Consider the following 13,204-nt stretch of genomic DNA (forward strand, 5'->3'; position numbering starts at 1 on the left):
TGTAAGCAGGCATACACCATAAAAAAATCAATGATAAGTTAAATAATTCGAACAGATACTTGCTTGTTATAACTTGATGCGATTGGGTTTTGAACAGGCAAAACTTATAATTGAAAAAGGGAAAATCATGGCTTATCAATCTATTAATCCATTTACCAATCAAAAATTGAAAGACTACCCATCCCATAGTGATCAAGATATTCAAAATGTACTTGATGCAGCAGAACAAATCCTAAAGTCAGACTGGGCTCAACAGGCCGATACCCGTATTGAAGTACTTCGTAAACTGGCCAGCAATATGCGAGAGCAAAAATCTGAACTGGCCAAGCTCATGACGCTGGATATGGGAAAACTCATTAAGCAGAGTGAAGGTGAAATCGAAACCTGCGCCAAAATTGCCGAATACTATGCGGATCATGCCCAAGAATTTTTAGCGCCCGTGTCCTATGAAACGGAACTGGGTGAGGCCTGGGTTGAGCATCATCCACTGGGTATTATCATGGCGGTAGAACCGTGGAACTTTCCGTTTTATCAACTGATGCGGGTCTTTGCACCGAACTGTGCCATTGGTAATCCGGTTCTGGCAAAACATGCTGGCATTGTGCCACAATGTGCGGAAGCCTTTGAGCAACTGGTCTTGGATGCAGGCGCACCCAAAGGCGTCTGGACCAATCTGTTTATCAGTTCCGATCAGGTGAAAGACGTGATTGCCGATAAACGTGTACGTGGTGTGGCACTCACAGGTTCAGAAGGTGCGGGCAGTGCAGTCGCTGAACAGGCCGGAAAACATCTTAAAAAATCAACGCTGGAACTGGGCGGGAATGATGTATTTATCGTACTGGATGATGCAGATCTGGAACGCGCAATTAAATTAGGCTGTCAGGCGCGCGTCAATAATGCCGGCCAAGTCTGTACGGCGGCGAAACGATTTATCCTGCATGAAAAAATTGCTGAACAGTTTAAAGCTGGCATGCTCAAAGCCTTTGAGCAATTGAAACTCGGTGATCCGCTTGATCCGGAAACCACGCTAGGGCCACTGTCTTCAAAAGATGCCTTGGAAAAGCTCACCAAACAAGTCGAAAAAGCCGTAGCGCAAGGTGCGACTGTGGTCACGGGTGCTAAAGCCGTAGAACATCAAGGCAATTTTTATGCACCGACCATTCTGGAAAATATCACGCGTGAAAATGAAGCCTGGTATGAAGAGTTCTTCGGCCCGGTGGCGCAAATTTATGTCGCAAAAGATGATGATGAAATTGTCGAAATTGCCAATGATTCTAACTATGGTCTGGGCGGCGTGATCCATGCGCAAGATATTGAGCGCGCTAAACAACTGGCGTCACGGGTGGAAACCGGTATGATCTGGATCAACTGGTTTACCGATACCACGCCGGAATTACCATTTGGCGGGGTGAAGAACTCCGGTTATGGCCATGAACTCTCGATTGATGGTTTCAAAGAATTTGTGCAAAAGAAACTGGTCGTGGTCAAAAGCCCGAAGAAATAAAATATTGACTCGACAAAGAAGCCACTATTCAGTGGCTTCTTTGTTCTGGATATTCTTCGCGTTGACCACCGTCATAACTGGCAAAACGAGGTTGTTCTCGTGGAAATGATGGTTCAGCGTTTGGCCAAGGCCAAGCACCAAACTGGGTGTCACGATAACGGCGAAAAGCAGCATCCAGTTCCTGCGGAGTATTTAACACAAAGGGCCCGCGCATCGCCACGGGTGCACCAATCGGTTCACCTTCTAGCCATAAAATATGCGATTCTAGTAAACCACCTTTGAGATGAATATCCTGATCTGGTTTGAGTTCTATCAGATGCTTGACCTGTATTTTCTGTCCTTCCAGCTCCAGACTTTTGCCTTGGTAGAAATAACAAAAACGCGTCGCGCTCGCAGTACTTGCCGGAATAATCAGCTCTGCCTCAGGCGCAAGTGTGATCAGGTAAATATTGACCCTGTTTTCAGCAGGTGCTGCCCAAGAATGGGGTGGACGATCCAGTGCTTCGGTATCTTTAAACTGCCCTGAAATGACCCGAATATCCGCTTTAGGTCCGGCTGCATTGGCTGAAAATACATGCGGAATCTGTTCACGCCACAACATTTTATAATCGGCCGGCTGCTTTTTCTGTTCCGGTGAGGAATTCAGCCAGATTTGAAACAGCTCCAGAGGATTATCCTGATCTTGATGAACTAAGGGAAACATTTCGCAGTGCTGTACCCCATTGCCGGTGGTCAGCCATTGCACATCACCTGCGGCATAACGTCCCGAGTTTCCGAGCGAGTCAAAATGGTCGACATAACCGCGCTCGACAATGGTAATGGTTTCAAAACCGGTATGCGGATGCTCCGGAAAGCCGGGAATTTGCTCGCCATAATACATGTCATATTCATGCTGATACGGCGGTGTAACTGGCCCTAATTGGGCATTGCCTTGTGGATAATGATCCTGATGGTGAACAGTAAAAATAAAGGGATCTTTCAGGTCAAGTCGGGATTCGACCGGAACAACAGAATACAGCACTGAATTCGACATGATTGAACTCCTGATTATTTTATTAGATATAAGCTTTTAATTTAAATTAGTTTTTATAATAAATTACAGTGTAAAGCAGATAAGGCGATTGAGGAAGATGCTTTCCGATCTATCGCCTTAGATGAAGGTTTAGGTATTTTCCTGTTCAGTCGTACTGTCTGATTTTTGCTCTGGATTCTGGATCAGCAGCCCCGCCAGTTTGATCATTTCAGCTTGCACATTGACCATCTGCGATTCAATTTTTTTCAGGTCGATCTGGCTTAAATCCATGTCACCATTCAACAGCGGTGAGGCCAAGACTTGCTGATTGGCACTCATGATATTGCTGCGGATCTGGTCAATTTCCTGACTTTTTAAGTTCAGGTTGCCCAGTACCTGATTAAAACTGCTGAGTTGCTGTTGAAGCTGAGTCGCAGTGGATTGCAGTTGCTGGGTATCTTTGGTTTCGACCGCCGTTTGCAGTTCGGTCTGGGTCTGTTTTAACTGTTCCACATAACTGCCGGCCTTGAGCTGCAAGTCGGCGACATCCCGAACCATATAAAACATATTGCCCGATCTAAGCTCAGTTGGTGCGGTAGCGCCAGTTTGCGGCTGGCTGGCAGTGTCAAGATCGGAACTACGAGTTTCCGCTTGCTCAGTGGGTGCTTCAACTGCCTGTTCACATCCCATCAGTAAAATCCCTGAGCTAAATAATGCAAAAGGAAGAACGGCATTGGCAAGAATCTTGGACATGGAATCAGGGTCTCGGTGCAGGTGGAAATATTTCATGATTTAATATAGGGACAAACTATGGAGATAAAAAAGATTGTTGCAAAGTTATAACAAATTTACTGAAGCGCAGACCGTCTTCGATTAAAAATGCTTAAAAAATAAAGATAAAACTCACGTTTTCAACTCAATAAATTGTTTGGGCTGTAATGATGTTAAGAAACGGAGAGTTCTGGATATGCATGCTTACATTCTCCCTATTCACTTGATCCAGTACGGGTTTCTCATACGCGTAGAATGCATTTGATATAGAAAATACGCTTACTTTTACTCAATGGTTTATTGCTTCAAGTGTATTGTTAATCTAACCGAGGATCGTTGCAGATTAGGCCTGTTAGATTGATGAACAGGCGACGAACTATAGCCAAAAATAAAAGTTGAGGGCGACTTATAGATAGGATTTATATGAATCATTATGTATTTAACTCGCTGTGTTTAAATTACAAAGTAAGTATCTATTGGGTAAATACATACTTACTTTGCGATTAGCAATTATTTGGCCAGTTCGGCATTTACCGCATCCACAATTCGCGGATCATCTGCAGTAATGTCAGGCGCAAAACGTGCAACCACTTCGCCATTCTTATTGATCAGAAATTTCTCAAAGTTCCATAACACTTCAGGCGGTTGGTTTGGAGTCAGGCCATAATCGACCAGATCTTTCCACCACGGGCCTTCACCGATCCGCTCTGGTACAGCTTGAGTCAGCGTGGTATAGAGCGGATGCTTGTCTTCGCCCGCCACAGAAATTTTAGCAAAGAGCGGGAAGTCAACCTGATAATTGATAGAGCAGAATTCCTGAATCTCTGCTTCGCTACCTGGTTCCTGCTCCAGAAAGTTATTGGCAGGGAAGCCCAGAATTTCTAGACCTTGCGTTTTTTTGTCTTTATACAGCTTTTGCAAACCTTCATATTGCGGAGTCAGACCACATTTCGATGCCACGTTCACCACAAGCAATACCTTGCCCTGATACTGGTTTAAGGTGGTTTCTGGGCCTTGAATGGTTTTGACTGGAATGTCATATACAGAGCGAGTCATTAGATTTCCTGTTTATTCAGACTGAATCGTCTTTGTTTTAACGGGTATTTAGATTCAATACAAGTAACAGCAGCTGAAGCAGGAGGCTTAAATCGGTAAATTGCCTGAATATCATGTGAAAAATCTATTATGCTAGGGTGCGCAAATAGCAATCGCTAAATAACAAGACAAGCGACACATGGATGAGGGTATGACACAGCAGCACAAAGCAGTCTGGTGGGCGATGGTATTGCCATTGGCCGCAGTTTTTATTTGGTCCTTAAACATGACGGTGACACGTTATGTGGCGGATTATATTTCTCCCATCAGTATCAGTTTTTACCGCTGGGTACTGGCACTGCTAATTTTAAGCCCATTTCTGTTGCCCAAGGTCAAAGCGGCCTGGCCGGAAATTCGACCACATCTTGGACACTTTGCAGTTTTGAGTGCCTTGGGGATGGTGCTGTATCAAGGATTGGCCTATAGCTCTGCACACTTTACCACTGCGACCAATATGGGGCTGATCAATGCCTTTATTCCTATTTTTACCATTATTGTGGGTATTTTTGTCTTAAAAATTCGCCCGACGCAGGCTGCAGTGCTGGGAAGTCTTCTGTCATTTATTGGCCTGATGTATGTCATGGCGCAAGGGCAGGGCCTGCGGTTCTTAAGCGTAGGTGAAAGTTATATTGGCGATTTGCTGATGTTGATCGCGGTATTTTTCTATGCCTGTTATGGCGTATTCCTGAAGAAATGGCAGATTCAGATTCCACTACTACTGAGTCTGTATATCCAGATTTTTATGGCTTTTCTTTACCATATTCCTTTGATACTGTTTTTAGGTCTGGACAGCATCAATAGCGCGAATGCAGCTAGCATTGTCTATGCCGGAATTTTTCCTTCCATTGCCGCGCCCTTATTCTGGATGATGGCTGTGCAGCAACTTGGTCCAAATCGCAGCAGTATTTTTATGAACCTGATGCCTGTCTTTACCGCAGTAGTCGCATATTTGTGGTTAGGCGAAGCTTGGACTATGTATCACACTATTGGCGGCAGTATTATTCTATTGGGGGTTTTATGGGCGCAGTACCCCGCGAAAAGCCAAGTCATAAGGAAATAGCTCAGTTTTTAAAATTCTTAATTGTTTAAATATTGATCATTCAGGCATGTTTTTTTAATAGAATTCATCTGTTAAATACTGATTTCTGAATGTAACAATAAATAGAAAATTAGCACTTTATTTTAAAATCGGAATGGAATGAGCTAGATATTTTGAATTTTCAATAAAAGTTCTACTTTGTTAATAGAAAAAATGTATTAATTGAGTTTTTTATTGTACTTGTTGTTGTGACCAATTTCTCGCATAATGCGCCCATCGAGAATGATCAAGCAAAAAAAACCTTGTTTTATCAGGCTCCCAGAGATTTTCTGAACCCTCTGGATGTGATTTATGCACATCCTTTTTTATGCTCAGCCATCCCTATATGGTTGAGCTTTTTTTTGTCTTAAAACTTTAGTCGAGCTTGAATATCTGAGTCGACTGAGAACCAACTTAGTCGCGAATAATCGCCCCACTGACGGCGTCAATAATCCGGCTCGGTTGCTGGCTTAACCCTAAGTCACCATTCAGATAATTCAGATTCTGATCAAAGTAGCGAATCGCATCTTGCAGTGAACGTGCCGGTTCCAATCCTGCAGGATTGGCACTGGTAGACACAATAAAACCGCCAAAGGCCTGACACAGTGCCATACAGAGTGGATGGTTGGTAACGCGAACCGCCACTTTGGGATGATCGCCCTTAATCCAGGCCGGAATCTCCTGATGCGCGGGAAGCAGCCAGGTAATGGCGCGTTCAGCGGGTCTGTCATTGCTCCAGGATTCAATCACTTGTTCACGCATTTCTGTAGTTAAATCTTGCAGCAGATGTTCCACCTGTGAAATATGCGCTGCCAATAGAATCACCCCTTTTTCAATCGGGCGCTGTTTCAATTTTAAAATCTGATGAAATGCCTGTTCATTATAAGGGTCGCAACCCAAGCCCCAAACAGCCTCTGTAGGATATGCCAAGACTTGTCCGTCTTTAAGACATGCTGCTGCTTCAGCAACAGAGGTAGTAATCATGTGAATACCTTATACAAAACAACAAAGCCCTATTGTGAACTTTATTTCAGTGGACGACAACGCTGATACATGCCCGCTTGTTGAGTACTCAAGCCGAGCAGCTCAAGTTCCATCAATTGACTGGTCAAGGAAGATACTTCCTGTTGTAAATGAAAACTGAGCTGATCCAGACTCTGTCCGACCCAATCGAGTTGATTATAAAGATGAATTAAATGGGGCGGGATAGTGCGCTCTTGCTCAGGATAAGTATCTTTTTTGAAGTGATTTGCATTCGCTTGCCACTGTGTTGCTAGGGCTAAATCCTCAATCACTTGCTGTGGATGGTCAATTAAAATTGCACCTTCACGAATCAGTTGATGACAACCTTGATGATGTTCACTGTAAATATGCCCCGGAATTGCAAATATGTTCTTGCCTTGTTCCGCTGCCCATTGTGCCGTAAGCAATGAACCACTTTTTAACGCGGCTTCTGCCACAATCACCCCAAGACTTAAGCCGCTGACAATTCGGTTGCGCCGTGGAAAATGCTGCTGCAAGGGTGGGGTAAAAGGTAAAAACTCAGTAATAACTGTACCACCGTGGTTAATCATTTGCTGACGTAGTGCTTGATGTACAGCAGGATAGGTCTGTTCGATCCCTGTACCCATCACTGCAATCGTTCGTCGATGTTGTAGCGCAGCCCGATGTGCTGCTTCATCAATCCCTTGTGCCAAGCCACTATTAATATAAAAACCTTGCTCACTCAGATAAAAGGCAAAGTCATAGGCGACTTGCTGTCCGTGCGGACTTGGCTTGCGACTGCCAACAATTGCAATTTGTGGCTGGAGTAACTGATCTGCATGTCCCTGCCCGAACAGAATTGGCGGCTTATGCTCATAATGACTCAGTTGTTGTGGATATTCAGCATCTGTATGCAAAAGCACAAAATCACTGTGCAACTGAATCTGTTCTAGACTGTGCTGAAAATGGGTTTGAGATTCGCTGCTTTGAAAGTCTTTCAGGCGTTGAATATGATTTTTATGAAGGCCGAGCTTTTGCCAGGTCTCGATTTGAGAACAATGGACTGCATCCGCAAGATCTGCATAATGCCGACTGATTTTATAAAAGCTGGTGAGGGAATGTTGCACCAAATACCACAGCGTGATGGCATTGATTTGTGATGTCGACAATCTGTTCAACATAGTGAGACCTATTTTTGCGTCTTCTTATTATTGGTATGAATGAAAATAAGTGAGATGATGCTGATCTATCAACATCATCTCACTTTGCAACCTTAGTCTTCTAACAAAGGAGGCTGAATGCCGGCACCCACTTTAATTGGAAGCTCGCTATCCAGCACATAGGCATAGCTCAATTGATCGAAGGCTTTAAAGACCATCACCTGACCAATACGCTCACCTGGCAATTGCACCCGTTCTTTAGTCTTCGGATCAGTCACCACTTCACCTTTCTGGTTTACGCTAAAGACATGACCTGTCTGAACGCCATGTGCCGTACCACGGTCAAGGGTGACGACACTATGACGTGCTGCAGTACCAATCGACCCCAATACACGCACAATCTGACCACCAGGCACAATACTTTCTGCATTGGTTGGGTAGAACAGCGTCGGTAACATCGGGTCGTATTCAGCGAGTACGCGGTCACCGCGACGCACCTCCGCGTTATAACTGTCAGTCAGCTCCAGTGTGGTTACCTCACCTTCACTACGTACCGCAATACCAGATGCCACCTGTTGCAGCTCGAGTGCAGCAGTATATTTCTTGCCATTGGCATCGGTAAATACATAAGGCTCAGCTTCACGATAAACGGCATAGCGTTGACCAACGACCAGACCGTTACCACGTACATAGACTTTCTGGCCTTTGCCCGCCAGTACGCGCTGATCTGCAGTTCCAAGAATGTATGGGGTGCCTTGAACTGAATCAGGCGCCATCAGGGTATAGCGCTCTAGCCACTGTTTGATATGTTCTAGTGGAATCACTGGAATGGTATTGTTTAAAGATTCAACCCGAATCTGAGGTTGCAGAGAGGTGCTGCCCAGATAGCGGCTGATAATACCGTCACAACCATCACCTTCATCTTTGCCAATAATCGGACGGCCCTGGTAATCACACATCAACAGGCGATCGCCCGGGAAAATCCAATGTGGATTTTTCACATGCTTGTTGCTGGCCCAGATTTCAGGCCAACGCACCGGGTTTTTCAAAAAGCGTTTTGAGATGTCCCAGAGGGTATCGCCTTTTTTGACCACATAAATATTGGGTGCACTGGCTTTTAATGCCGGCGGATTGACATTACGTGCAGGTGCGGCCTCGGCAGAATGAATAGTCCCCATACCGACACCGACACAAACGGCGAGTGCCAGCATCTGATTTTTAAACCCCAAGGCACTAAAAAATGGCATGCCCTTCAAAACCTTTTTCATTATCATAATTCCTAAAATTATGTGCGTAGTTGCGTTATAATAACGATCTTACACACATTTTTTGATGAAGCATTCCCTTCATTTGGTTTTTTGATCAATGGCATAATTGAGGACGCAGTATGGCCTTATTACCTATTTTAAGTTTCCCGGATCCCCGTCTTCGTACCATTGCACAACCTGTCGAAGATGTGACTGATGAAATTCGTCAGCTCGCTGCAGATATGTTTGAAACCATGTATGAAGCACCAGGTATCGGACTTGCCGCGACTCAGGTGGATCGTCATATTCAGCTGATTGTTATGGATCTGTCTGAAAATAAAGATCAACCGATGGTGTTTATTAACCCCAAAATTACACCATTGACTGAAGAAACGCAGCCCTACGAAGAAGGCTGTCTATCAGTTCCTCAAATATACGATAAAGTTGACCGTCCGTCACGTGTAAAAATCGAGGCAATTAATCTGGAAGGTCAAGCATTTGAACTCGAAGCTGACGGACTTCTCGCTGTGTGTATTCAACATGAAATGGATCACTTAAGTGGCAAATTATTTGTTGATTATTTATCGCCATTAAAACGTCAACGTGCACGTGAAAAAGTAGAAAAACTGGTACGCCAGCGTAATAAAGACAAGGTGGCAGTTAAACGCTAGGATATTTTTTTAATTTATTTTAATGATCCAACAAAGCCCAATTCTGATTGGGCTTTGTTATAATCGACATGAGCATATTTTAGGAGTGGCCTGTGTTTTTACGCGCGGGGCTGCTATTTGCATTTGCAGCTGTGTTTCTACAGATTGCTGTATTTTTACAGCCTTTGTTACCGACGCAATATCAGGTTGCTCCGGTCTGCGAAACCATCACGCGTGCGCTTCTTATCGCGACAGACGTTCATACACAGCATAGTGCCAGTGAACATCACCATTTCAAAGTCCAATCTGGTCATATTCAGCATGATCATCATGATGCCAATCATCAGTGTCAATACTGTACGGTTTATGCCAATTTAGTCTTACCGCCGGATCTGGATATCAAACAGGTACTTGACCGGATTCAGGTACGTTTAATTGCTTATCAAAAAACCTTTAAGCATGTCTGGTTTGTCCTTCAGCAGCTCTTTTTAATTCCTCAGGGACGAGCGCCGCCACTGCCTGCATAAACCTGCATTTTTCGCTTGGGTTGTTATTGACTCAAGCCATGCTTTTTTATGTATTCAGTGAGATAAAAAAATGGCTCAGCCTAAATTTTTTTTACAGCCACTTGCGGCTGCGATTTGTGTTATCTGTTATTCACCAGCCACAATGGCAAATGAAACGATGCCCGTGCAAACTTTGGCACCGATTGTGGTGACTTCTACAGCAGGTAATGATGCCAATGGACTGATTGTCCGTGCTGATCCGAAACAGCCGATTCAACCGATTCCGGCATCAGATGGTGCAGACTATTTACAAAGTATTGTCGGTTTTAGTGCAGTGAATAGCGGTGCCGGCACCAATGGTGATGTGACTTTCCGGGGTATGTTTGGTTCAAGAATTAAAATCCTGACCGATGGCACTGAAAACCTGGGGGCCTGTCCAAGTCGGATGGACTCACCCACCTCATATATTTCCCCAGAAAGTTACGACCAGATTACGGTGATCAAAGGCCCGCAAACGGTTCAATATGCCAATACTGGATCTGCCGCAACCGTGATTTTTGAGCGCAGTCCGGAACAGTTTAAAGATGATAAAAACTATCGTGGTCAAACAAGTGTCTTGATGGGTTCATTTGACCGACTGGATCAGAATATTGAAGTGGCAGCAGGTGATGAGCAGAAATATATCCGTCTGAATAGCAACCGTTCTGTATCTGATAGCTATCAGGATGGAAGTGGTAATACTGTGCCATCAGACTGGGAGCGCTGGAATGCGGATCTGGCTTTAGGCTGGACACCTGATGAAAATACCTGGGTCGAACTGACCGGTGGTAAAGCGGATGCTGAAGCAGTCTATGCTGGTCGGGCTATGGATGGATCGAAGTTTGCCCGTGAAAGTCTCGGTCTAAGGTTCGAAAAGAAAAATATTAGCGATGTGATTCAGAAAGTTGAAGCACAGGTGAACTATAACTTTAATGATCATGTCATGGATAATTATAGTCTGCGTGAGTTTCAGGCCAGTCCCATGATGAGTATGCCCATGGCGAGCAATGTTGCGCGTAAAACATTGAATGCTCGTATGGCAATGACCAATGAATGGAATAAATTACAGCTGATTACTGGTATCGATAGTCAGAATAACCAACATACTAAACGTAACGGAAGTCTGATGACGCCGTATCAAAATCAGTCACGTACTAAAGATATGGAATTCCAGTCTGTTGGGGTTTTTGGCGAGCTCAGTTATCAGCTTAGTGATAACAATAAGCTAGTGTCTGGTTTGCGTCTGGATCAGGTCAATGTAGAAGCAGTGGAGTCAAATCAGGAACGTAAAGAAACTCTACCGAGTGCCTTTGTACGTTTTGAAAATCATCATCCCGATCATGACGATGGTAAGACCTATATTGGCGTGGGCTATGTCGAACGTATGCCAGATTACTGGGAATTATTCAGTCCTAAAACAGGGAATGGTGACGCCAATACTTTTGCCAATATTGATATTGAAAAAACACTTCAGCTTGATCTAGGTTATCAGCATACCCATGCTAATTTTAGTTCCTGGGCATCGGCTTATGCTGGGCTGATTAATGACTATGTGCTTACCACCTATAAACTAACAGGAATGATGAACATGTTGGAAGCGCATAGCCGAAATGTGGATGCCACCATTGCCGGGGCGGAAGCAGGGGTGGGTTATCAGTTTAGTGATGCGATTCAGACAGATGTCAGCGCGATGTACGCATGGGCTAAAAACACCACCGATAATACGCCGTTGCCACAGATTTCACCTTTAGAGGCTCGGGTAAATTTACGTTATATCCAGGACAATTACACTTTGGGTGCTTACTGGCGTTTGGTCGATGGTCAAAACCGAATTAGTGAGCGTGAAGGGAATATCGTTGGTTATGATGTTAAGAAAAGTGCAGGCTTTGGCACACTGTCTTTAAATGGCACATATCACATTGCAGATGGTGTTGATCTTTCTGTTGGGGTCGATAATGTCCTAGATCGTACCTATGCCGAGCATTTGAACAAGATGGGCAGTTCTGGTTTTGGGTTTGCTGCCAATGAGCAATTTAACAATATTGGCCGTAACTACTGGGCAAGAGTCAGTATGAAGTTTTAATTGTTGTCTAATCTTTTGAAAAAGCCATTGCTCTTAAGCAATGGCTTTTTTAATTTTAAGGTCGGAGTTTATTTTGCATATTTAAATAGAGTGCCAATTTCTAGGAAGAAGGCCGTATAAAACAAGTTTTGTCTATATAAGCGTCAGGGCGGTGAAGAATAAAACAAGAATTGACTACGCCTTAAGCAATAGGGAGTGCGTAATAAATGATTTTTTTAAATAATTTTAATTAAAACAATTGGTTGTAATTGCTTGGGTGAGAGTTCTTAGCTAGATCACATGAAAATCAAAAATAATTAAAATAAATTTTATATAAAAAACAATTATTTATATTTTTATTGGTTTATAAAACAAACACACGATAAAAAATCTTTGCAAGAAGTGTTGCAAGCGCTCTGAAATGCTGTAGAATGCACATCCATCGGCAGTGATGAAGATTAAAACTTCTGATAAAACAGTAACTTAGCACGAGGTGTTAAGATTGGGTTTTGTTGGATAAGTTTAAATTAATTTGAATTACGGATTGACACTTTAGAAATTCAGTGTAATATAGCCGACCTAGCTTGCTGGTGACGAATCAGCAAGAAGATCATTAAGAGATTATGAAGAACAACTTGTGTGGATTTTTACTGGTTGATTGATCGAAATTATTTTCATTGATTGATGGTAGAAATGACTCGAAGTTTATTTGAGAAATATTTGTCAGAAAATTGATGAGCCAAGATTGGTGTCCTTTAGGCACTACTGATTTTAAACTGAAGAGTTTGATCATGGCTCAGATTGAACGCTGGCGGCAGGCTTAACACATGCAAGTCGAGCGGGGGAAGTTGCTTCGGTAACTGACCTAGCGGCGGACGGGTGAGTAATGCTTAGGAATCTGMCTATTAGTGGGGGACAACATCTCGAAAGGGATGCTAATACCGCATWCGTCCTACGGGAGAAAGCAGGGGATCTTCGGACCTTGCGCTAATAGATGAGCCTAAGTCGGATTCGCTAGTTGGTGGGGTAAAGTCCTACCAACGCGACGATCTGCATTACCGTCCACCGCATCCACCAGAATTGGCTCTACTTCGCC

The 13,204-nt window shown here is 43.8% G+C and carries 11 protein-coding genes and 1 rRNA gene; 6 read left to right on the forward strand and 6 right to left on the reverse strand.

Annotated features, from left to right (window positions below):
- Nucleotides 1-127: 127 nt before the first annotated feature.
- Nucleotides 128-1,504 carry an NAD-dependent succinate-semialdehyde dehydrogenase gene (locus CWI32_RS12770; protein ID WP_100535462.1) on the forward strand — a complete coding sequence of 459 codons (1,377 nt, stop codon included), beginning with the start codon at nucleotides 128-130 and terminating at the stop codon, nucleotides 1,502-1,504.
- A 28-nt stretch (nucleotides 1,505-1,532) separates the two neighbouring features.
- Here CWI32_RS12770 and CWI32_RS12775 read toward each other — a convergent pair whose 3' ends face one another.
- From CWI32_RS12775 to CWI32_RS12785, 3 genes are all read right to left on the reverse strand, one after another.
- Nucleotides 1,533-2,537: a pirin family protein gene (locus CWI32_RS12775; RefSeq protein ID WP_100535455.1), complete on the reverse strand. Its 1,005-nt coding sequence runs from the start codon at nucleotides 2,535-2,537 to the stop codon at nucleotides 1,533-1,535.
- Nucleotides 2,538-2,666: 129 nt separating this feature from the next.
- Nucleotides 2,667-3,269, reverse strand: a complete 603-nt coding sequence (locus CWI32_RS12780) for a PM1805 family lipoprotein (protein ID WP_100535456.1) — start codon at nucleotides 3,267-3,269, stop codon at nucleotides 2,667-2,669.
- Between the two features lie 528 nt (nucleotides 3,270-3,797).
- Nucleotides 3,798-4,343: a glutathione peroxidase gene (locus CWI32_RS12785; RefSeq protein WP_100358032.1), complete on the reverse strand. Its 546-nt coding sequence runs from the start codon at nucleotides 4,341-4,343 to the stop codon at nucleotides 3,798-3,800.
- Nucleotides 4,344-4,533: 190 nt separating this feature from the next.
- Between CWI32_RS12785 and CWI32_RS12790 the strand changes: the two genes are divergently transcribed.
- Nucleotides 4,534-5,442 (forward strand): DMT family transporter, encoded by a 909-nt coding sequence (locus CWI32_RS12790; protein ID WP_100535463.1) that lies wholly within the window; start codon nucleotides 4,534-4,536, stop codon nucleotides 5,440-5,442.
- A gap of 432 nt (nucleotides 5,443-5,874) precedes the next feature.
- Here CWI32_RS12790 and tsaC read toward each other — a convergent pair whose 3' ends face one another.
- The 3 genes from tsaC to CWI32_RS12805 form a co-directional block, all read right to left on the reverse strand.
- Nucleotides 5,875-6,444 carry an L-threonylcarbamoyladenylate synthase type 1 TsaC gene (gene tsaC / locus CWI32_RS12795; protein ID WP_074383691.1) on the reverse strand — a complete coding sequence of 190 codons (570 nt, stop codon included), beginning with the start codon at nucleotides 6,442-6,444 and terminating at the stop codon, nucleotides 5,875-5,877.
- Between the two features lie 41 nt (nucleotides 6,445-6,485).
- Nucleotides 6,486-7,625, reverse strand: a complete 1,140-nt coding sequence (gene dprA, locus CWI32_RS12800) for a DNA-processing protein DprA (RefSeq protein WP_100329712.1) — start codon at nucleotides 7,623-7,625, stop codon at nucleotides 6,486-6,488.
- 92 nt (nucleotides 7,626-7,717) lie between these two features.
- Nucleotides 7,718-8,872: a LysM peptidoglycan-binding domain-containing protein gene (locus CWI32_RS12805; protein WP_005094531.1), complete on the reverse strand. Its 1,155-nt coding sequence runs from the start codon at nucleotides 8,870-8,872 to the stop codon at nucleotides 7,718-7,720.
- Nucleotides 8,873-8,991: 119 nt separating this feature from the next.
- Here CWI32_RS12805 and def point away from each other — a divergent pair, with 119 nt between their 5' ends.
- The 4 genes from def to CWI32_RS15260 all read left to right on the forward strand — a co-directional run.
- Nucleotides 8,992-9,522 (forward strand): peptide deformylase, encoded by a 531-nt coding sequence (gene def, locus CWI32_RS12810; protein ID WP_005173860.1) that lies wholly within the window; start codon nucleotides 8,992-8,994, stop codon nucleotides 9,520-9,522.
- Nucleotides 9,523-9,614: 92 nt separating this feature from the next.
- The gene (locus CWI32_RS12815) at nucleotides 9,615-10,028 is read left to right on the forward strand and encodes a DUF2946 family protein (protein WP_005173863.1); all 414 of its coding nucleotides are present in this window, start codon (nucleotides 9,615-9,617) and stop codon (nucleotides 10,026-10,028) included.
- A 70-nt stretch (nucleotides 10,029-10,098) separates the two neighbouring features.
- On the forward strand, nucleotides 10,099-12,129 hold the full coding sequence (locus CWI32_RS12820) for a TonB-dependent copper receptor (RefSeq protein ID WP_100535457.1): 2,031 nt from the start codon (nucleotides 10,099-10,101) through the stop codon (nucleotides 12,127-12,129).
- 752 nt (nucleotides 12,130-12,881) lie between these two features.
- Nucleotides 12,882-13,204: ribosomal RNA gene (locus CWI32_RS15260) — 16S ribosomal RNA — on the forward strand; the annotation flags it as partial.

It is taken from the genome of Acinetobacter pseudolwoffii (assembly GCF_002803605.1).
GTDB classification, from domain to species: Bacteria; Pseudomonadota; Gammaproteobacteria; order Pseudomonadales; family Moraxellaceae; genus Acinetobacter; species Acinetobacter pseudolwoffii.